We start from the raw sequence: 19,861 nt of genomic DNA on the forward strand, positions 1-19,861 counted from the left end.
CCTATGCAGATCGTAAACATCTCCGCTTACAAATTCGTCACGCTGGACGATATCCCGGCTTTGCGCCCGGAAATGCGCGCGCGCTGCGAAGCCCACGGGCTCAAGGGCACCATCCTGCTCGCGCCGGAAGGCATCAACCTGTTCCTGGCCGGCGTGCGCGAAGCCATAGACGGCTTCCTGGGATGGCTCCACGCCGACCCGCGTTTTGCCGACATCGCGCCCAAGGAGAGCCTGTCGGAGAACCAGCCCTTCAAGCGCATGCTGGTGCGCGAGAAGAAGGAAATCATCACCATGAAAATGCCGCTGATCCGCCCCGAGGCAGGGCGCGCGCCTGCGGTACGGCCCGTGGAGCTCAAGCGCTGGCTGGACCAGGGCCATGACGACGCCGGCCGCCCGGTGGTGATGCTCGATACACGCAATGCATTCGAGGTCGCGGTCGGCACCTTCGAGCAGGCGGTCGACTACGACATTGCCAAGTTCAGCGACTTCCCGCCGGCCATCGCGGCACACAAGGCGGAGTTCGAGGGCAAGACCATCGTGTCGTTCTGCACCGGTGGCATCCGCTGCGAGAAAGCCGCCATCCACATGCAGGAGGCCGGCATCGAGCACGTCTACCAGCTCGAAGGCGGTATCCTGAAGTATTTCGAGGAAGTGGGCGGCAGCCACTATCAGGGCGACTGCTTCGTCTTCGATTACCGCACCGCGCTCAACCCGAGCCTGGAGCCCGCCGGACCGAAGCAGTGCTTCGCCTGCCGCGCCGTGGTCACCGCCGAGGAGCAGCAAAGCCCGCACTATGTGGTGGGCAAGAGCTGCCCGCACTGCATCGGCCAAGACCAGGCTGCCGCGGCCTGAGATCGCTCCCTGTACGGCTGCCCGATGGCAATCAGGCAGCCAGCAGATGGTAGAGGTTGCGAAGCATGCCGGCGGTGGCGCCCCAGATAAAGCGGTGGCCGCCGTCTTCGCGCGGGAAGGGCATGGCGTAGAACAGGCGCTCGCCGTCCACCCAGCGGAACAGACGCTGCTGGTGATGGGAAGGGTCCATCAGGAACCCCAGGGGAACCTCGAAGACATCGGCGACCTCGCGCGCATCGGGGCGCAGCGTGAAACCGTCGCGCACCAGGCCCACCACCGGGCTGACATGGAAACCGGTGCCCGTGATGTAGTCGGGCAGAGCGCCCAGCACCTCCACATAGTCGCGCACCAACCCAACTTCTTCTTCGGTTTCACGCAACGCCGTGGCAACACGGTCGATATCAAAGGCTTCGTGCCGGCCGCCCGGGAAACTGATCTGCCCGGCGTGCGAACTCAGGTTGGCATTGCGTTCGGTCAGCAGCACGGTCAGCCCGTCGCCCCGCTCAACCAGAGGCACCAGCACGGCCGCGTCGCGCAGCTTGAGGCTGCGATCGTAGGCACGCGATTCGTCAGTCAGCTCGGGCGCCCACGCCGGCGGCGACTGCAGCCGGTGGCGGATGAACTCGGGCTGCAGGCGCGCATCCGCAAGCGGCGGATGCCGGGTATCGGTTGCGACGATGGGGAGGGATTCGGGATCGAAGGCAGGACGCATAATCGTTGTGAGTATGACAGAAGCCGGCCAAGCCGTTCTTCATGCACCGCAGCAAAAATACCGTGCGCAGACGCAAAAAGGGCACCCGAAGGTGCCCTTTTTGCGCAGCCACGACCGGCAGAACCGATCGTGGCGACAGCGGCTTACTCCGCAGCAGCAGCCTTGGCCGGTGCCGACTTGTATGCCAGCTTTTCCTTGATCCGCGCGGACTTGCCCGAACGCTGACGCAGGTAGTACAGCTTGGCGCGGCGGACGTCGCCACGGCGCTTCACTTCGATCGCTGCGATCAGCGGCGAGTACAGCTGGAACGTACGTTCCACGCCTTCACCCGACGAAATCTTGCGCACGATGAAGGACGAATTCAGGCCGCGATTGCGCTTGGCAATCACCACGCCCTCATAAGCCTGCACGCGCTTGCGGCTACCTTCCACCACGTTCACGCTGACGATCACGGTGTCGCCGGGTGCGAATGCGGGGATGGTCTTGTTCGCGGTCAGGCGCGCGATTTCGTCTTTCTCGATCAGCTCGATGATGTTCATCGTTTTTTCTCCTTGTCCATCATGCCGACGTTGTATGCCCCAGGCATGGCCTGGGCCCCGGCAGAGGATGGGGTTTCACCTGGCGGGAGCGAACTCCCGCCCTTCTTTCGCCAGCCAGGCCGACAGGAATTTCTCGTCGGCCCGGCTCAGCAACCCTTGGCTGCGCGCTGCCTCGATCAGATCGGGGCGCTTCTTCGCAGTATTCGCGAGCGCCTGCTGGCGCCGCCACTTCTCGATCTCGGCATGATGGCCCCCGAGCAGTATCTCGGGCACCCGCACACCTTCGTATTCTTCCGGCCGCGTATAGTGCGGACAGTCCAGCAGCCCATTGACGAAGCTGTCCTGAACCGCCGACTGGGCATCGCCCAGCACGCCCGGCAAATGCCTGACGACCGCGTCGATTACGGCCATGGCCGGCAACTCGCCGCCCGACAGCACGAAATCGCCGAGGCTGATTTCCTCATCCACGCGCCGCTCGATCAATCGCTGGTCGATGGCTTCGTATCGGCCACAAAGCAGCACAAGGCCGGGACGCTGTGCCAGCGACATCACCTTCCGATGCGTCAGGGGCGCGCCTTGCGGCGACATCAGCACCACATGCGGCTTCACCGGCTCGCCCGGCACATCCGTGGCGGCTTGCGCCGCCAGTTGCGCCGAACATGCCGCGCCGATCGCATCTTCCAGTGGCTTGGCCAGCATTACCATGCCAGGACCGCCGCCGTACGGGCGATCATCGATCGTACGGTAGTTGTCGCTGGTGAAATCGCGCGGATTCCAGGTGCGCAGCGTATAACGCTGCTGCTTGGCCGCCCGGCTGGTGATACCCCAGTCGGTCAGCGCACGGAACATCTCGGGAAATAGCGTGATCACATCGAACTGCATCCGCCCCTCCCTATACTTGCCCACCCGGCCGCCGCCAGCCGAGCGTCCGTTGCCGGACCGCTCAGTAGTCCAGGCCCCAGTCGACCACCACGCGTCTGGCCGAAATATCGACCGAGCGCAGGAATGCGTCGACAAAGGGGATCAGGCGCTCGCCTGCCTTGCCGTCAGGCAAGGTATGCGCTACCTGCAGGATCTGGTGCGCGCCGTTGTCGATCAGGCCGGACACTTCGCCCAGCGACTCGCCCTGCTCATTGAACACGGCGCAGCCGATCAGATCGACCCAGTAAAATTCGTTTTCATCCGGCGCGGGGAAATCCTCGCGACGAATCCAGACACGGCGACCCTTGAGCGCTTCCGAGTGGTTGCGGTCGGACACGCCGTTCGCCTGGGCCACCACGGTACCGCTATGCTCACGGGATTGCACGACCTTCACGCACAATGCCTCCGATGCCACGGCATCGGCCGCGCCCACCAGGCCTGTCGGCGGGGCTTTCAGCAGCCACCAGCGGCGCGCATGCAACAACGCGCTCGCATCGTCGGCGTGTGGCTGGACCTTGATCCAGCCCCGTATGCCATAAGCTGCGCTGATGTAACCGACCTCGATCAGGTCGTCCGGCAGCTTATCGGTAAACGCCAGCGCAGCCGGAAACCCAGCTACGCCCTGCGGCTTGAAACTCGCCTTTTCCTGCACACCGGCCTGGGGCCGGGCCGAGGGCTCGAGCGGCACATTGAGCGGCCGCCGCGCCGGGACGCCTTGCTTGCGTTCTGTCACGTGTCGTTTGCCACGCGTCGCGAAACGCGCGTCACAACAATCAGGCCACAGCCTTGGCGGCGTTCTGCTTGACCAGACGGGCAACCGTCGGCGACAGCTGGGCGCCAACGCCKKKCCAGTACGTCAGGCGGTCTTGCACCAGACGCAGGCCTTCTTCGCTTGCCGAAGCCAGGGGATTGTAGAAACCAATACGCTCGATGAAACGGCCATCGCGACGATTACGCGAGTCAGCAGCGACGATATTGAAGAAGGGGCGCTTCTTGCTGCCACCGCGAGCCAGACGGATTACGACCATGGTTTGATTCCTCAGAAAACTTGATGTTCGAACACGAAACGCAAGAGTATAGACCAAATCCCGAGCCCAAACAAACACTTAGAGCGATTGACTCGACACCTGGCGACAGGCATCGTGGCGAAAACCCCGACAGGAGATCTTGCCGTGCGTTCCTACCTTCACATTCGCGCCTTCCGCGCCCTGCTTGCAGCCACTTTCGCCGCGGCGGCCTGGTTCAGCCCCAATGCAAGCGCGGGCACGGCCCTGCCGCTGGAGCAGATCCAGCTGCCGCCGGGGTTCCGCATCGACGTGCTGAGCCAGGATGTGCCGGAAGCACGGGGCATGACCATGTCACCGGCTGGCACCCTCTTTATCGGTAGCCTTGGCCAGGGCAAGGTCWATGCAATCAGCAACGCGCTGGCGCCTGACCCGAGGGCAAGGACAATCGCCACCGGCCTGACCATGCCGGTAGGCGTGGCCTTCCGCGACGGGGCCCTTTATGCGTCCTCGGTCTCGCGCATCGTCCGGCTCGATGACATCGAAGCCCGGCTCGACACCCCGCCAAAACCGATCGTGGTGAGCGATCGCTTCCCTTCCGAAACCCACCACGGCTGGAAGTTCATCGCCTTTGGTCCGGATGGCTATCTTTATGTCCCGGTTGGCGCACCCTGCAATATCTGCAAGCCTGATGAAAACCGCTACGCCAATATCATGAAGATGAAGCCCGACGGGTCCGACCTGCAGGTAGTAGCCAGGGGCGTGCGCAATTCGGTGGGCTTTGACTGGCACCCGGTCACGCGCCAGCTGTGGTTCACGGACAATGGGCGCGATCAACTGGGAGACGACGTGCCAGACGACGAACTCAACCGCCTGACCCGTGCCGGCCAGCATTTTGGCTATCCATACTGCCACGCCGGCAGCGTCGCGGACCCTGAGTTCGGCAAGCAGCGCAACTGCTCGGAGTTCGAGCCGCCGGCCGCAAAGCTGGGCGCGCATGTCGCCTCGCTCGGGATGCGCTTCTATACCGGCTCACAGTTTCCCGCCGAATACCGGAACAATATTTTCATTGCCGAGCACGGCAGCTGGAACCGTAGCACGAAGGTCGGCTACCGCATTGTCCGGGTAGTGCTGAACGAGAGTGGCCAGGCAGTGCGCCAGGAAGTCTTCGCGCAAGGCTGGCTGCAAGACGGCAAAGCCTGGGGCAGGCCGGCCGATGTCCTGGTCGCCCCGGATGGTTCGCTGCTTGTCAGCGACGACACGGCGGGCGCCATTTACCGTATCCGCTACGCGCCGTGAGGCGTTGAAACGCCACTCCCCGCATTGCCCGCAGGCAAGCTGCGAAACGTACCGGGTGAGGCGAAACAATCCGTTACACCAGTAACGGCTTTTGCATATGCGTCCCGAAGGCCCGTGCGTACCATGAACCCATATCTCGAACAACTCACCGCGCGACAGGATACTGGGATTCCGCATGCTCCCCCGCACCTTCCTGCGCGACTCGGTGGCTGGCATCCTGTTGGCCGTTTCAGTGCTCGGCCTCAATGCTGTCAGCCATGCGCAGGTCGCGTTTTGGCAACACAGCCGGCCCGAAGGCCGGACCGCGGGCAATGGTAACGCGCGCGGCCAGGGTGGCTGGGAGATGGCTAGCGTACGCGCCGAACGGCAAGACCATGTGCGCGCCCAGATCGAAAGAATGGAAGCCCGAGCCCGCGCTGATGACCGCCTTAACGGTCGCCCCTTGCCTCCCCAGGAGCGCGATGACGAGCGCGGCCGCCCACCCGATCGCAACGCGCAAGGCGACAACGCGCGCGGCGAGCAGCGCGGTCCCGGCACCGGCCCCGGCTGGCAGGCGCGGGGACGCGACGGCGGCCGTTAGGTCCGCCTGACACCTGCATTTCCCTCCCCCGCCTGTTTGCCCTCCAAACGGCGGGATCCGCCTCCCTTTCCCCTACCCCCCTCCTCCCGGCTGTGCCGCGCACGGAACTCCCAAATGCTTCGCCGTCCGACGCGCATCGCTCCCGGCCTTCCCGCGCCCGCGCCTGAGGCCAGCGTACAATGAGCGCCGGTGCCAGCTTGACTGGCATTGATCTGATCTTGCGCCGGCCGCCCCCTGGCCGGCCATCAACCTAGTTGCCGCCTCATGCCTGCCGCTACCCAAGTTCCAGCCGCCACCGCACTCGTCAAGCCGCTTCCGGGCAAGTCCAAACTGCTCACGGTCGCGCTTGCCTTCCTGTTCGGCAGTTTGGGCTTGCATCGCTTCTACCTGGGTGGTTTGCGCGACAAGTTTGCATGGGCTCACCTGCTGGCGGCCCTGGCCGGGGTCATCGGCGTCATTTCGATACAGACTGGCGCCGGCACGCCGGCCTTGGACTGGACCTTTGCCATCGCCGGTGGCACATCGGTGATCAGCGCCTTCCTGGCAGCCATCGTGTACGGCCTGCGCCCGGACGATAGATGGGATGCCCGCTTCAATCCCCATGGCAAGCCGACCCGGTCTGGCTGGCCGGTCGTGATCCTGGTCATCCTGTCGCTGCTGATCGGAACCGGCCTGCTGATGGCCGGCCTGGCCATCAGTTTCCAGACCTTCTTCGAATCCCAGGTCGAAGCCGCTCGCGCCCTTTCGCAGTAATTAGCAGTTCCAAGGCCCAGGGGCCCAGGCGCCATGCACTTCGACCTGCTGGATATCGCGGTGTTCGTGCGCGCGGCGGCGCTGGGCAGCCTGTCGGCGGCGGCGCGCGATCTCGGGCTGTCCACGTCATCGGCCAGCAGCCGCCTGGCGCTACTCGAACAGAAGCTCGGCACGCGGCTGCTGCACCGGACCACGCGGCGCATTTCGCTGACCGGAGACGGACAGCGCTTTCTTGAGCATGCCGGGCAATTGCTCGACACGGCCGACCAGGCCGCGCAGTCGGTAGGCCGGGGGGCGGAAGCACCACACGGAATACTGCGCGTCACGGTGCCCGCATCCTTCGGCCGCCAGCATGTCTCTCCGGCCATCCCAGCCTTCCTTGCCGCCTACCCCGGCCTGACGCTGGACCTGCGGCTGACGGATCAGGTGATCGGCCTAGTGGAGGCCGGGGTAGACGTGGCGCTGCGCATGGGTGCCCTGCCCGACTCATCGCTGGTGGCCCGCCCGCTTGCCCCGAGCCATCGCGCCATTTGCGCCTCGCCCGCCTACCTTGCCGCCCATGGCACGCCACGGCACCCGGAGGATCTGCGCAACCACAATTGCATCGTGCTTGGCGACCAGGCCTCCTGGCAGTTCGACACGGCGCTGGGCAAGACCGCGATTGCCGTCAGCGGCAATCTCCGCACGGACAACGGCGAGGTCATCCGGGATGCGATCCTGGCTGGCATGGGGCTCGCGCTCAAATCCACCTGGGATGTCGGCCCCTACCTGCGCAGTGGCGCGCTAGTCAACGTGCTGCCGGATTATCCGGTGCTGCCGTCGGTATCGATCTGGGCGGTCTACCCGAGCCGCCGGCAGGTGCCGGCAAAAACCCGCGCCTTTACCGATTTCTTTGCGGCGCGCTTCGGCTCCCCGCCCTACTGGGACCGCCCCGAGGCAGCACCGCCTGCCTGACTGGCCTGGCTCCCGCACCGCAAGACACACCTGGCTGTTTTTGCAAAGTGCTGCAGCAGGAATACCCATTGCCGAGCCGCCGTCCCGCACAGACCACGTCGTGCGCGATTCTCCAAATCTTCCGCTTCCAGGGACATCCACCCTTTACTCCTTGCCGGCGAGCTGTTGGGCACTGTATATTTATACAGTATCAATCGTAGCCGCAGGACTGCCAACGTGACGACCCGACCTCCCTCCTCCAGCCCGCTCAAAGGCCGGGCGGCGCGCTCGAACAACGTCAGCCGCTTCGATGCATGGACCCGCGAACGGGTCGACGATGAGTCACGAGCCCTTGATGAGCCAGAGATACCCCAGATCCAGACCATTGTTTTCACGGAGAAGGCGAAACGCATCGTCTCGCGCAACCAGTCGCCGGACCTGCCCTTTGATGCTTCCATCAATCCTTACCGAGGATGCGAGCACGGTTGCATCTACTGTTATGCCAGACCCAGCCATGCCTATCTGGGACTTTCGCCGGGCCTCGACTTCGAAACCCGCCTGTACGCGAAGGAGAACGCCGCCGAGCTGCTCCAGGCCGAACTAGGCAGCCGCGGCTACACGCCATCGGTCATCGCGCTGGGCGCCAATACCGACCCTTACCAGCCCATCGAGCGCAAACTCCGCATCACACGGGGCATACTGGAAGTGCTGGAACGGTTCAACCATCCGGTGGCCATCACGACCAAGTCGGGGATTGTCACGCGCGACATCGACATCCTCCAGCGCATGGCGGCCAGGAACCTGGTCCGGGTCCATATGTCGGTCACATCGCTCAACAATGAGATAGCCCGCACGCTGGAACCGCGGGCGAGCGCACCGGCACGTCGCATCGCAGCCATCGCGTCGCTGAGTGAGGCCGGGATTCCCGTGGGCGTGATGGTGGCGCCCGTCATCCCAAGCCTGACCGACCCGGAAATGGAGTCCATCCTGGAGGCGGGCGCCAACGCTGGCGCGAAGACAGCCGCCTATATCCTGCTGCGGCTGCCGCGCGAGGTAGCGGATCTGTTTTCCGAGTGGCTGGCCACCTACCATCCGCTGCGCGCCCGGCATGTCCGTAGCCTGATCGCGCAGATGCGGGGCGGCCAGGCCTACGACTCCAACTTCGGCACGCGCATGACAGGTACCGGCATTTTTGCCGAACTGCTGCGCAAGCGTTTCAAGCTGGCCTGCCAGCGCCATGGGCTAAACGCCGAACGCCATCCCCTGACTACCGAACATTTCTCAAGGGCCGGTGCAACGCCACAGATGTCATTGTTCTAGACAGATGCCGGCAGGGTCTCAGGCGTGCGGTGCCTTCTCGTCGACCGCGATCGCCAGCGTCTCCTTGATCTCCTCCATCACAACGTAGCTCTTGGACTGCGCGGCGCCGGGCAACTGCAGCAGGATGTCGCCCAGCAGCCGGCGATACTCGCCGATCTCGCGGATGCGGGCCTTGATCAGATAATCGAAATCGCCCGATACAAGGTGGCACTCCAGCACCTCGGGAATACGCARCACCTCGCGSCGGAACTGCTCGAACATATTGCCCGAYTTGTTGCCAAGCGAAATCTCCACGAACACCAGCAGGCCACTGCCAAGGAGCACGGGATTCAGGCGGGCGTAGTAGCCCATGATGACGCCGTCGCGCTCCATGCGCTTGACCCGCTCGATGCACGGCGTGATGGTCAGGCCAACCGCTTCCGCCAGCTCTTTCATCGACATGCGGCCGTCCGCCTGGAGCAAGGCCAGGATCTTGCGGTCCAGCCGGTCCAGGCTGCGCACGGGCTGACGACTTGTTCTCATTAGTTCTTCCTGTTTCCTTAAAAATTACGACAACTATGACTGCACATATTTCAATAGTATAGAGATAAATACTCTATCCACACTATTTCTTGGTTGTGAGCCCCCGACTATGCGCGTTCTCGTTCTTGGCAGTGGCGTAATTGGCGTGACCAGCGCCTGGTACCTGGCCCGTGCCGGCCATGATGTCACCGTGATCGACCGCGAGGCCGCGCCCGCGCTTGGCACCAGTTTTGCCAATGCCGGCCAGATCTCGCCGGGTTACGCGTCGCCGTGGGCAGCGCCTGGCGTGCCGCTCAAAGCCATCAAATGGATGTTCCAGGAGCACGCGCCGCTCACCATTCGCCCGGACGGCTCGCTGTTCCAGCTGCAGTGGATGTGGCAAATGCTGATGAACTGTACCGCCGACCGCTATGCCGTCAACAAGGAACGCATGGTGCGGCTGGCCGAGTACAGCCGAGACTGCATCCGCACCCTGCGAGCCGATACCGGCATCGCCTACGAAGGCCGCCAGCAAGGCACCCTGCAGATCTTCCGCACCGACGAGCAGCTCGACGGCGCGGCCAAGGACATTGCGGTGCTGGAGCAAGCCGGCGTGCCCTACCAGTTGCTATCGCGCGAAGAACTCGCCGCCAGCGAACCAGCCCTGGCCGCCGTCAGCCACAAGCTGAGCGGCGGCCTGCGGCTACCCAACGATGAAACCGGCGACTGCCAGCTGTTCACCCAGAAACTGGCGGCGATGGCCGAAGGCCTGGGCGTGAAGTTTCAATACAACCGCTCCATCGACGGCCTGCTGACCCGGGGCGATGCCGTCACCGGCGCCATGATCGGCGGCGAGCCCGTCACCGCGGACCTGGTGGTGGTGGCCCTGGGCAGCTGGTCGACGCCGTTCGTGAAGAACTTCCTGCCGGGCCTGTCGAACCTCCCGGTCTATCCGCTCAAGGGCTTCTCCCTGACGGTGCCGATGACCGATGCGGACCGCAGCCCCGTCTCCACGGTGCTCGACGAAACCTACAAGGTTGCGATCACGCGCTTCGACGATCGCATTCGCGTCGGCGGCATGGCCCAGATCGTCGGCTACGACCGCACGCTCGACCCGGCCAAACGCCGCACCCTGGAACACGTGGTGACCGACCTGTTCCCCGGCGCCGGCGACGTCAGCCGCGCCAGCTTCTGGACCGGTTTGCGCCCGATGACGCCGGACGGCACGCCCATCGTCGGCCCCACGCCGCTCAAGGGTCTCTGGCTCAATACCGGCCATGGCACGCTGGGCTGGACCATGGCCTGCGGTTCGGGCAAGTTGTTGTCGGACCTGGTGTCCGGCACTTCGCCGGCGATCCGCGCCGACGACCTCTCGGTCGCGCGTTATCTCAAGCGCCCGGGAACTCGCGCCGCGCACCGTCCTGCGGTGGCCTGATCCGCCAGAACTGAAAAGGGYGGCCCCGCGGGGCCGCCCTTTTTTTGCCTGCTACCGGGCGATCTCAGAACTGCGCTTCGCTCAAYGCATTGACCGGCACCGCGCCTGCCACGACGGCATCGCGCAAGGCCGACGCCTGCGACAGGATGTGCTCCGCGAAGAAATGCGCGGTCGCGATCTTGGCATCGCTGAAGGAAGGATCCTCGCCACGCTTCGCATCCGCGGCCAGCATCGCCTTGGCCAGTTGCGCTTGCACCGCGGAGAAAGCCGCGCCGCCATGCTTGCCCAGCGCCGCCTCGGTTTCAGCGATCTGCGCGCAGATGCCGCGCGCCACGGCGCCGCCGTCGCGCACCGTCTTGCGGCCGACCAGGTCGTTGGCCTGGATCGCGGTCGTGCCTTCGTAGATCGGCAGGATGCGGGCGTCGCGATAGTGCTGCGCCGCGCCGGTCTCCTCGATGAAGCCCATGCCGCCGTGCACCTGCACGCCAAGACTGGTGACATCGATCGACAGCTCGGTGCTCCAGCCCTTGACGATGGGCACCATGAACTCGTAGAAGGCCTCGTTCTGCTTGCGCACCGCTTCGTCGGGATGCTGGTGCGCCGTATCGCATGCCGCCGCGGCCACGTAGGCCACCGCGCGCGCGCCTTCGGTCAGCGAGCGCATGGTCATCAGCATGCGCTTGACGTCGGGGTGATGGATGATGGTCACCGCCTCGCGGGCCGAGCCGTCGACCGGCCGGCTTTGCACGCGCTCGCGCGCAAAGGCTACCGCCTGCTGGTAGGCGCGCTCGGAGACCGCGATACCCTGCATGCCGACCGAGAAACGTGCCGAGTTCATCATGATGAACATGTATTCCAGGCCGCGATTCTCCTCGCCCACCAGCGTGCCGATGGCGCCGCCGTGGTCGCCGAACTGCAGCACGGCGGTGGGGCTGGCCTTGATGCCCAGCTTGTGTTCGATCGACACGCAGTGCGCATCGTTGCGCGCGCCCAGCGAGCCGTCTTCGTTCACCAGGAACTTGGGCACGATGAACAGCGAGATGCCCTTGACGCCCTCGGGTGCCGTCGGCGTGCGCGCCAGCACGAGATGGACGATGTTCTTCGCCATGTCGTGTTCGCCGTAGGTGATGAAGATCTTGGTGCCGAACACCTTGTAGGTACCGTCGCCCTGCGGCTCGGCGCGCGTGCGTACCGCCGCCAGGTCCGAGCCGGCCTGCGGCTCGGTCAGGTTCATGGTGCCGGTCCATTCGCCGGAGATCAGCCTGGGCAGGAAGGTGGCTTTCTGCGCATCGCTGCCSGCGGTCAGCAGGGCTTCGATGGCRCCGTCGGTCAGCAGCGGGCACAGCGCGAACGACAGGTTGGCCGAGTTCAGCATCTCGTTGCAGGCGGTGGCGATCAGCTTGGGCAAGCCCTGGCCGCCGAATTCCTGCGGATGCAGCACGCCCTGCCAGCCGCCTTCGCCGAACTGGCGGAAGGCGTCCTTGAAGCCGGGCGTGGTGGTGACCACGCCGTCCTTCCAGCTGCTGGGATCGGTGTCGCCGATGCGGTTGAGCGGCGCCAGCACCTGTTCGTTGAACTTGGCGGCCTCATCGAGCACCGCCTGCGCCGTCTCGGGCGTGGCGTCCTCGAAGCCGGGCAGCTGGCTGACAGCGTCAAGGCCGGCCAGTTCGTTCATCACRAACAGCATGTCCTTGAGCGGGGCACGATAGGTCATTTTTTGGGTCTCCATTTTGGGATTGCGGCACAGGGCATGGTGCATCTGGGCGGATGCCGGCACCGCATGCTCCGGATACCGGATCGTAGCGCCCGCCGCGGCATGCGGGAATAACCAAACCTGCCCATTCATTGACAAAACCTGCCGCTTTGCGCCGCCCTGGCCGCTTGCCTGCCACCCCGGCCCGATTGGCCGGATTTGTCACTAGTTCGGCCATTCCTGTCAGTGCCGGAGGGGGCGGGCACCTCTAGAATGCCTCGCAGCCGGCGTCGCCATGACCGCCGAATGCATCCGGCATAACGACAAACCGCCTGTCAGGAGACAAGACTATGGACCTGTTCGGTCAGATGATGTACGCGCCTTTGCAATTGTCCTCGCTGCTTGAGCAGGCGGCACGGCACTCCGGCACGGTGGAAATCGTATCCCGGCGCGTCGAGGGCGACATTCATCGCTATACGTACCGGGACTGCCATGTCCGCGCCATGCAACTGRCCAATGCGCTGACGGGCCGCGGCATCGTCGCCGGAGACCGCGTGGGCACGCTGGCGTGGAATGGCTATCGCCATATGGAGCTGTACTATGGCGTGACCGGCATTGGCGCGGTTTGTCATACCATCAACCCCCGCCTGTTCCCGGAACAGATCGCCTACATCATCAATCATGCCCGCGACCGCGTGGTCTGCTTCGATGCCTCGTTCCTGGGCCTGGTCCAGCAGATCGCGCCGCAATGTCCCCATGTCGAGTCATGGGTGATGCTGTGCGACAGCGCCAGCCTGCCGCAGGCACCGGCGCTGCCGCTCGAAAGCTACGAGGCGCTGATCGGCGGGCAGCCCGGCCATTTCGACTGGCCCCGCCTGGATGAGCAACTCGCGGCGGTGCTTTGCTATACCTCAGGCACCACCGGCAACCCGAAGGGCGTCCTGTACTCGCACCGTTCGCTTTGCCTGATGGCCTATGCCTCGGCGCTGCCGGACGCGCTTTGCCTGCGTGCGTCGGACTCCGTGGTGCCTGTCGTGCCTATGTTCCACGTCAATGYCTGGGGGCTGCCGTTCTCCGCGGCGCTGGTCGGGGCGAAACTGGTGCTGCCGGGCCCGGCGCTCGACGGCGCATCCCTGTCGGCGTTGTTCGACCAGGAAGGCGTGACGGTGTCGGCTGGCGTGCCCACGGTCTGGCTCGGCCTGGCCGACTATATGCGCCGCACGGGCAAGCGCTGCAACAGCCTTGAGCGTGTCATCGTGGGCGGCGCGGCATGCCCGCCGCAACTGGCCAAGGCACTGGGCGAACTGGGCATCAAGTCGGTACACGCCTGGGGCATGACCGAGCTGTCGCCGATTGGCACCGTGTTTTCGCCTTCGCAGGGTTTCGCGCAGAAGCCGGAGCAGGAGCGCGCGCAGCTCGAGGCCAAGCAAGGCCGGGTCGTGCCGGGTGTCGAGATGAAGATCGTCGACGCCGATGGTGCCGAGTTGCCGTGGGACGGGCGCGCGGCTGGCGACCTGCTGGTGCGCGGCCATTGGGTCGTGGAGCGCTACTTCGGCATGGAGGAATCCTGCCTGGAGAAGGATGGCTGGTTCGCCACCGGCGATGTCGCCACGATCGACGCCGACGGCTATATGCAGATCACGGATCGCAGCAAGGATGTGATCAAGTCCGGCGGCGAGTGGATCTCCTCGATCGAGCTGGAAGGCATCGCCGTTGCGCACCCGGAAGTCGAACTGGCGGCCTGTATCGCCTGTGCCCATCCCAAGTGGGACGAACGGCCCCTGCTGGTTGCGGTAAGGCGCGCCGGCAGCACGCTCGATGCGCAGCAACTGCTGGCCTTCTATGAAGGCAAGGTGGCCAAATGGTGGATCCCGGACGACGTGGTGTTCGTGCCGGAGCTGCCGCTGACCGCGACCGGCAAGCTGCACAAGCTGGTGCTCAGGCAGCGTTTCGGCTCCCATTACAGCGGCGCCGCCGCCTAGCCGGGCGCTCAGGCCATGCCGCGGTAGGCCTTGGGCGTGCTGCCGGTCCAGTGCCGGAAAGCGCGATGGAACGCGGTCGGGTTGTCGAAGCCGACGTCATACGCGATAGCCGCGATGGCGTCGGGCGAGCGCGTGAGCCGCTGAATCGCGATATCGCGCCGGACGTCATCCTTGATCGCCTGGAACGTCGTGCCTTCGTCCGCAAGCCGGCGGCAAAGCGTGCGCACGGAAAAGTGCAGGTCCTGGGCAACCACTTCCAGCGTCGGCATGGCGGGAAGGCAATCGGCGAGGAATTGCCGGACCCGGTGGCAAACCATCTGGTCGGCGAAGGAGACGAAGATCCAGTCTTCCGGCGCGCGCGCCAGGAATCTCTGCAGGTCGGCCTTGCGTTGCCGCATGGGCATGTCGAGGTAAGCCGCTTCGAAGCGCATGCGTGTCTGTGCGCTACCGAACTGAACCGGCCCCGGAAAGAGAAAGAGGTAGTCCGTTGCGTGCGCGGGACGCGCGAAATCGAACTCCGCCGCGATCAGCGGGATCCGCTTCCCAACCAGCCATGAGGCAATGCCGTGCACCAGCTTCATGATGAGTTCGCGGCCGAGTTCGGTCACGCCGGGGCCAGCCGGATCCGCCACCATGGCAACCCAGCCGCCTTCGCCGTCGCGGCCCGACTCCAGCCGGAAATCATCCAGGATCAGGTGGAAGAACTGGCCGAACCGATGCAGCGCGACTTCCAGCCGCGGGGCGTCGAGCAGGCTCAGGCACAGGTATTTCAGCGTGCCGTTGCGCAAGGGGCGGCTGAAGATGCCCGGCATTTCGTCGTCCAGTTCGGTCGCGAGCAGGCGGTAGAGCGTGGAGAACTGCTCCTCGGTCACGCGGGAGCCAGGGCGCCGCAGCAAGCCGTGGGGGATGCCGGAGCACTCCGCCAGCCGTTCGATGGCGGCGGGATCGGCGCCCGACAGGAAGCCGTTGACCAGCGAAATGGGAACCGTGCCAGAAATCTGACTCAAGGGTGCGTCGACGTCCGGACCGCAACGTCATTTCCGGTGTGACCAGGGGGCATATATTCTGTCATAAGCTGGATTGGCCCGTCACATTTTTGGCTTTCCGGCGATCAGGGCGCTGTCGCGTCGAGCCGGTCCGCCAGCGTTCCGTCCCGGCTGCCGACCGCCCGGAGACGCACGCCAGGGGCTTGTGCCTCGATCCGGGATATCAGCCGGTTAAGCACCAGCGCCTGGCCAACGGCTACTTGTTACCGTGGTCGCCCGTTGTTTCGCCTGCCGGTGCCGGTGCCGGGGCGGCGATGACCCTGGCGCCGACATCTTTCAGCAGCCGATTGAAATCGGGCGACGCCATGATGATCTTCCCCGCGGCGGCACGCAGCCGGTCGACAGCCTCGGCCGGCAGGGAAAACGATGTGGGCAGTTCGTTCAGGTAATCCAGTTCCGCCTTGTCCGTCAACTGGGCGAACGACACGTCGATGGCATAGATCGTTGCGTCCGGYGTGCGTAACGCAGTGGCTACCGCGGCATCCTTGTTCGCTGAAAATGCGCGTGACTCCCGGACCCGGCGCATGGACTGCCATCGCGCCTGGCTGTCTTTCAACAACTCCGTCGCCTCGTAGGAATAGTGGTCGATCGGCACGCCCGTGGCTTTCACCAGAATCTGCAGCGTGCCTGGCGGGGATTCCGACTTGTCCCATGCCGTCTTGGGCGTGGACAGTGAATTGACGACAAAGACGACGATCCTGCGCGTATGGTCGAGTGGCGAAGGCTGGCCGATCAAATGCAGCGCTTCCATGACCTCCAGGGAATCCAGCACGCTGCGCATGCCGAGGTTGTCCGACACCCCGCCGTCCACGATATGGATGTAGGGCCGGTTGGCGCTGTCCCCGAATTCGGCCTCCTCTTTCAGGTGACGGGTCGCGCGGGCGGCCGGCCGGGGCGGGTCGCTGGCGTCGAGAAATGGCTTGATCCAGCCGGGGGGGGCGTAGCCGCAGGTGCCGCCGTAGTTGTTGAGGGTAACGGGCGTGAGCACCACCGGTACCGCCGACGATGCGGCGGCGGCACGGGAGAGCTTCACCGCATTCAGATCCGAGCAAAGCACGTCGAATGTGGTCTGCGTAAAGGGCAGGCGGGCGCCCGTGGAGATGTCCGTGGCGGAGGCGACGATGAAAGGGCCGCCTCCGCGATTGAGGTCGCCGAATGTCGCGCCATGGAACAGGATTTCGTCGTACAGGTCTGATGCCAGTTCCGAGCGCCCCCAGCCGCTCGACCATAGGGATGGCCAGTAGGCTGGATTGAGCGTTCGGAACGTAATTTCCCCCTGCACGTCGCGCTTGAGGAAGCGCTGCTCGTAATCGTCGAACAGCTTGTCGCCGTAGAGGCCATAGGCGAGCGCCGTAAAGCTCCCGCCGGATACGCCGGTGATGACGCCGACATGTTCGAGCAGGCGAGACTTGTTGCCTTTCGGTCCGACGACTTCGGTATTGCGCAGGAACTCGAGGACGCCGTACGAAAATGCCGCAGCGCGTGTCCCGCCGCCCGAGAAGGCCAGGATCACCAGGTTTTCGTTGTCTGCCGAGTATTGCGGACGGGTGACGAACCGATAGCCGGCATCCGGGTCGGCGTGAGCGATGGGCGGGTTGACTGGACGGCTTGCGCAGCCGCCGAGCACGATCAGAAACGCAAGTACCACCAATGCAGGCGTCGGCAGTCGGACCATGGATTCTCCGGGCAGTCTCCGGGTATTGTTACGGTGCGTACTCATTGAGGTTGTCCCGGCATTCTGACTAGCCTAGACTAGAATTCACCGAATCGGGGGGGTGGTTGGCTTTTGCCCTCGTATGGCGAACGCGCCGATGCCGGCATCGACCGTGCCGGACGTATCGTGTCGCCCGGACATGGCTTAACGGCAGGGATGAGATGCCCTTGCCTGGCTTTCCGACCCGATACCTTTGCGGTGACCTGCAAGGAGGCAATCGATGTTGCCCACGCCCATTTCCGAGAAGGCGCTGTCCCGCGGCATGCTCGATGTACTGATCCGTGCCGGGCTGATCGCTGTCCTGGTGATTTTCTGCTTCGAGATATTCCGTCCGTTTTTCGACCTGCTCGTCTGGTCGCTGATCCTGGCGATCACCCTCTATCCGCTGCAGGTGAAACTCAGCCCGATGCTGGGCAACAAGGACGGCCGCACCGCCACGCTGATCATCCTGGTCGTGATCGGCATCATCATGGTGCCGACCTACCTATTGGGTGTCGCCATGGCGGAGTCGGTGGAGAATGCCATGACCCTCGTCAAGAGCGGGGAGTTCCAGGTCCCACCGCCGGCCGAGTCGGTAGCCAGTTGGCCGCTGGTGGGGAAGCAGTTGTATGCCTTCTGGATGCAAGCCGCCACTGACCTGACCGGTCTGGTGATGAAGCTCGCGCCTCAGATCAAGGACTTCAGCCTCGTGCTGCTGGGCGCGGCCGCGGGTCTCGGCAGGGGGTTGCTGGTATTCGTCTTTGCACTGATCATCGCCGGCATCATCATGGCTTTTGGGGAGCAGGGCAGCCGTAGCGCCGTGCAGATTGCCTCGCGCATCTTCAACCCGGAAAAAGGCCCGCAGATCACCGCGTTGTRCACCTCCACCATTCGCGCGGTTGCCCAGGGGGTGGTCGGCATTGCCTTCATCCAGATGCTGCTGATCGGCGTCGGCTTCGTGCTCAAGGGCATTCCTGCCGCCGGCCTGCTGGCTCTGGGGGTGCTGCTGCTTGGGATCATGCAGCTGCCGGCCACGCTGATTACCGTCCCGGTGATTGTCTTCGTCATCGCCACCGAGGGTGCCAGCGTCGCTACGATCGTCTTCTCCATCTATGTCTTCGTGGCGGGGCTGGCCGATAACGTCCTCAAGCCCCTGCTGCTGGGCCGGGGTGTCGACGTGCCGATGCCGGTGGTGCTGATCGGCGCCCTGGGCGGGATGGTCAGCGGCGGCGTCATTGGCTTGTTTATCGGCCCGGTGATGCTCGCGGTCGGCTATCAGTTGTTCTGGCAATGGGTCGAGGACCAGCACCACGGTAGCGGGCCAGGAGACCAGAAGCCAGTTTGATACTGCCAGGCTCGCGCCTTGTCGCGTTGGATTCGTGCGAACCGCCTGACATCCAACGGGATAGCCGATGAGTCTCGATCCCCTTAGCTCCTTGCTGGCCGCCGTTGTCGTGCTGCTTATCGGCGCGCTGGTCAATCGCCGGGTTGGGCTGCTGTCGAGATACAACATCCCGGATCCCATCACCGGCGGCCTGCTTTTCGCGGTGCTGTCCGCGCTGGCCCTGGCAACCGCGGATTTCAAGGTCACGATCGACCAGAGCGTCAAGCCGGTGCTGCTGCTGATGTTCTTCGGCGGGATGGGGCTGAGCGCGGACTTGCGCACACTTCGCCGGGGAGGCAAGGCGCTTGTCATCTTCCTGATGATCATGCTGCCCTACATCGTCGCGCAGAACGCCGTCGGCGTCGCGATGGCGAAGGTGCTGGACTTGCACCCGATCTTCGGGCTGGTCGGTGGCTCGATTACCCTCGTGGGCGGCCATGGCACCGGCGCGGCCTATGCCGAGCGCTTCGCGGAAGTCAACAACCTGCAGTCCGTGATGGACTTGTCCATGACGGTGGCGACGCTGGGCCTGATTGTCGGCGGCATCATCGCCGGCCCGGTCGCGCAGTTCCTGATCACGCGATACCACCTGCGATCCCGGGCGGAGGAAACCGCGAGCGACGACATGCAGCCGGCAGCGCCAATCGCCACCGTCGGCGCGATCGGCTCCCTCGCCGGCATCTTTGCCGCGGTAGTGGCCAGCCGGTGGCTGGCAGCGCAGTTCACCGGCGGCTCGATCACCATACCGGCTTTCCTGTGGTGCATGGTCACGGGCGTCGCCATCCGCAACCTCTGCCCATTCATCGGCCTGCGTTTCGATGACCGCGCCACGGACCTGATCTCGAACGTGTGCCTGTCGCTGTTCCTCGTCATGACGATGATGGCGCTCGACCTGATCGAGGTGGCGCTGTCGGCGGGGCCTTTCATTGTCATCATTGCGATGCAGGTGGTATTCCTCGTTATCTACGCCGTTTTGGTCTGCTTTCGCTTCATGGGCCGCGACTACGAGTCAGCCGTCACCTCCGCGGCCTTCATTGGCTTCAATATGGGTTCCACCGCGACCGCCATGGCGAACATGCAGGCGATCACCGCAAAGTACGGGCCGGCCCCGACCAGTTACCTGATCGCCCCGCTCGTCGGCGCATTCTTCGTCGACCTGATGAACGCGGTGGTGCTGACGCTATGGCTTGCGCTGCCGATCGTGGGAGGCTGAC

General features: G+C 64.6%; 19 protein-coding genes. 10 read left to right on the forward strand and 9 right to left on the reverse strand.

Annotated features, from left to right (window positions below; genetic code table 11):
• The first annotated feature begins 3 nt into the window (after nt 1-3).
• Nucleotides 4-852, forward strand: coding sequence for a sulfurtransferase (locus AC1DKD_RS18645; RefSeq protein ID WP_035859395.1), 849 nt, complete (start codon nt 4-6; stop codon nt 850-852).
• Nucleotides 853-883: 31 nt separating this feature from the next.
• Here the strand turns inward: AC1DKD_RS18645 and AC1DKD_RS18650 are convergent, their stop codons facing one another.
• From AC1DKD_RS18650 to rpsP, 5 genes are all read right to left on the reverse strand, one after another.
• Nucleotides 884-1,564: an NUDIX hydrolase gene (locus tag AC1DKD_RS18650; protein ID WP_045238663.1), complete on the reverse strand. Its 681-nt coding sequence runs from the start codon at nt 1,562-1,564 to the stop codon at nt 884-886.
• A 143-nt stretch (nt 1,565-1,707) separates the two neighbouring features.
• On the reverse strand, nt 1,708-2,103 hold the full coding sequence (gene rplS / locus AC1DKD_RS18655) for a 50S ribosomal protein L19 (RefSeq protein WP_035859392.1): 396 nt from the start codon (nt 2,101-2,103) through the stop codon (nt 1,708-1,710).
• Nucleotides 2,104-2,178: 75 nt separating this feature from the next.
• On the reverse strand, nt 2,179-2,985 hold the full coding sequence (gene trmD / locus AC1DKD_RS18660) for a tRNA (guanosine(37)-N1)-methyltransferase TrmD (RefSeq protein ID WP_441634416.1): 807 nt from the start codon (nt 2,983-2,985) through the stop codon (nt 2,179-2,181).
• A 61-nt stretch (nt 2,986-3,046) separates the two neighbouring features.
• Nucleotides 3,047-3,676, reverse strand: coding sequence for a ribosome maturation factor RimM (rimM, locus tag AC1DKD_RS18665; protein ID WP_441634432.1), 630 nt, complete (start codon nt 3,674-3,676; stop codon nt 3,047-3,049).
• 121 nt (nt 3,677-3,797) lie between these two features.
• Nucleotides 3,798-4,052, reverse strand: coding sequence for a 30S ribosomal protein S16 (gene rpsP / locus AC1DKD_RS18670; protein WP_477143555.1), 255 nt, complete (start codon nt 4,050-4,052; stop codon nt 3,798-3,800).
• Nucleotides 4,053-4,196: 144 nt separating this feature from the next.
• Here rpsP and AC1DKD_RS18675 point away from each other — a divergent pair, with 144 nt between their 5' ends.
• The 5 genes from AC1DKD_RS18675 to AC1DKD_RS18695 all read left to right on the forward strand — a co-directional run bounded on the left by AC1DKD_RS18675 (nt 4,197) and on the right by AC1DKD_RS18695 (nt 8,913).
• Nucleotides 4,197-5,327 carry a PQQ-dependent sugar dehydrogenase gene (locus AC1DKD_RS18675; RefSeq protein ID WP_477143556.1) on the forward strand — a complete coding sequence of 377 codons (1,131 nt, stop codon included), beginning with the start codon at nt 4,197-4,199 and terminating at the stop codon, nt 5,325-5,327.
• Nucleotides 5,328-5,502: 175 nt separating this feature from the next.
• A complete protein-coding gene (locus AC1DKD_RS18680) occupies nt 5,503-5,907 on the forward strand; it encodes a hypothetical protein (RefSeq protein WP_441634420.1) in 405 nt (134 codons plus the stop codon).
• Nucleotides 5,908-6,171: 264 nt separating this feature from the next.
• Nucleotides 6,172-6,660 (forward strand): NINE protein, encoded by a 489-nt coding sequence (locus AC1DKD_RS18685; RefSeq protein ID WP_441634422.1) that lies wholly within the window; start codon nt 6,172-6,174, stop codon nt 6,658-6,660.
• A gap of 33 nt (nt 6,661-6,693) precedes the next feature.
• Nucleotides 6,694-7,614: a LysR family transcriptional regulator gene (locus AC1DKD_RS18690; RefSeq protein ID WP_441634424.1), complete on the forward strand. Its 921-nt coding sequence runs from the start codon at nt 6,694-6,696 to the stop codon at nt 7,612-7,614.
• A gap of 216 nt (nt 7,615-7,830) precedes the next feature.
• On the forward strand, nt 7,831-8,913 hold the full coding sequence (locus tag AC1DKD_RS18695; RefSeq protein WP_441634426.1) for a PA0069 family radical SAM protein: 1,083 nt from the start codon (nt 7,831-7,833) through the stop codon (nt 8,911-8,913).
• Between the two features lie 18 nt (nt 8,914-8,931).
• On the opposite strand, the gene AC1DKD_RS18700 is transcribed toward AC1DKD_RS18695, so the two are convergent.
• On the reverse strand, nt 8,932-9,435 hold the full coding sequence (locus tag AC1DKD_RS18700) for an Lrp/AsnC ligand binding domain-containing protein (protein WP_441634428.1): 504 nt from the start codon (nt 9,433-9,435) through the stop codon (nt 8,932-8,934).
• 109 nt (nt 9,436-9,544) lie between these two features.
• Between AC1DKD_RS18700 and AC1DKD_RS18705 the strand changes: the two genes are divergently transcribed.
• On the forward strand, nt 9,545-10,849 hold the full coding sequence (locus AC1DKD_RS18705; protein WP_441634430.1) for a D-amino acid dehydrogenase: 1,305 nt from the start codon (nt 9,545-9,547) through the stop codon (nt 10,847-10,849).
• A gap of 64 nt (nt 10,850-10,913) precedes the next feature.
• Here AC1DKD_RS18705 and AC1DKD_RS18710 read toward each other — a convergent pair whose 3' ends face one another.
• A complete protein-coding gene (locus AC1DKD_RS18710) occupies nt 10,914-12,563 on the reverse strand; it encodes an acyl-CoA dehydrogenase (protein ID WP_477143557.1) in 1,650 nt (549 codons plus the stop codon).
• Between the two features lie 329 nt (nt 12,564-12,892).
• Between AC1DKD_RS18710 and AC1DKD_RS18715 the strand changes: the two genes are divergently transcribed.
• Entirely contained in the window at nt 12,893-14,524 is a 1,632-nt protein-coding gene (locus AC1DKD_RS18715) for a 3-(methylthio)propionyl-CoA ligase (protein WP_477143558.1), read from the forward strand.
• 8 nt (nt 14,525-14,532) lie between these two features.
• Here the strand turns inward: AC1DKD_RS18715 and AC1DKD_RS18720 are convergent, their stop codons facing one another.
• Together AC1DKD_RS18720 and AC1DKD_RS18725 are read right to left on the reverse strand one after the other, a co-directional pair.
• Nucleotides 14,533-15,531 carry an AraC family transcriptional regulator gene (locus AC1DKD_RS18720; protein WP_441629406.1) on the reverse strand — a complete coding sequence of 333 codons (999 nt, stop codon included), beginning with the start codon at nt 15,529-15,531 and terminating at the stop codon, nt 14,533-14,535.
• 235 nt (nt 15,532-15,766) lie between these two features.
• The gene (locus AC1DKD_RS18725; RefSeq protein WP_441629407.1) at nt 15,767-17,245 is read right to left on the reverse strand and encodes a patatin-like phospholipase family protein; all 1,479 of its coding nucleotides are present in this window, start codon (nt 17,243-17,245) and stop codon (nt 15,767-15,769) included.
• 259 nt (nt 17,246-17,504) lie between these two features.
• Between AC1DKD_RS18725 and AC1DKD_RS18730 the strand changes: the two genes are divergently transcribed.
• Nucleotides 17,505-18,608, forward strand: coding sequence for an AI-2E family transporter (locus AC1DKD_RS18730; RefSeq protein WP_477143559.1), 1,104 nt, complete (start codon nt 17,505-17,507; stop codon nt 18,606-18,608).
• Between the two features lie 67 nt (nt 18,609-18,675).
• Nucleotides 18,676-19,860 carry a sodium/glutamate symporter gene (gene gltS, locus AC1DKD_RS18735; RefSeq protein WP_441629409.1) on the forward strand — a complete coding sequence of 395 codons (1,185 nt, stop codon included), beginning with the start codon at nt 18,676-18,678 and terminating at the stop codon, nt 19,858-19,860.
• Nucleotide 19,861 lies beyond the last annotated feature (1 nt).

Source organism: Cupriavidus sp. 05T313, from assembly GCF_056396665.1.

Excerpts from the sequence above, each read along its gene's own strand:
- gltS (WP_441629409.1), top strand. The coding sequence starts at position 18,676 with ATGAGTCTCGATCCCCTTAGCTCCTTGCTGGCCGCCGTTGTCGTGCTG.
- AC1DKD_RS18685 (WP_441634422.1), top strand. The coding sequence starts at position 6,172 with ATGCCTGCCGCTACCCAAGTTCCAGCCGCCACCGCACTCGTCAAGCCG.
- AC1DKD_RS18645 (WP_035859395.1), top strand. The coding sequence starts at position 4 with ATGCAGATCGTAAACATCTCCGCTTACAAATTCGTCACGCTGGACGAT.
- AC1DKD_RS18705 (WP_441634430.1), top strand. The coding sequence starts at position 9,545 with ATGCGCGTTCTCGTTCTTGGCAGTGGCGTAATTGGCGTGACCAGCGCC.
- AC1DKD_RS18650 (WP_045238663.1), bottom strand. The coding sequence starts at position 1,564 with ATGCGTCCTGCCTTCGATCCCGAATCCCTCCCCATCGTCGCAACCGAT.
- trmD (WP_441634416.1), bottom strand. The coding sequence starts at position 2,985 with ATGCAGTTCGATGTGATCACGCTATTTCCCGAGATGTTCCGTGCGCTG.
- rplS (WP_035859392.1), bottom strand. The coding sequence starts at position 2,103 with ATGAACATCATCGAGCTGATCGAGAAAGACGAAATCGCGCGCCTGACC.
- AC1DKD_RS18690 (WP_441634424.1), top strand. The coding sequence starts at position 6,694 with ATGCACTTCGACCTGCTGGATATCGCGGTGTTCGTGCGCGCGGCGGCG.
- AC1DKD_RS18680 (WP_441634420.1), top strand. The coding sequence starts at position 5,503 with ATGCTCCCCCGCACCTTCCTGCGCGACTCGGTGGCTGGCATCCTGTTG.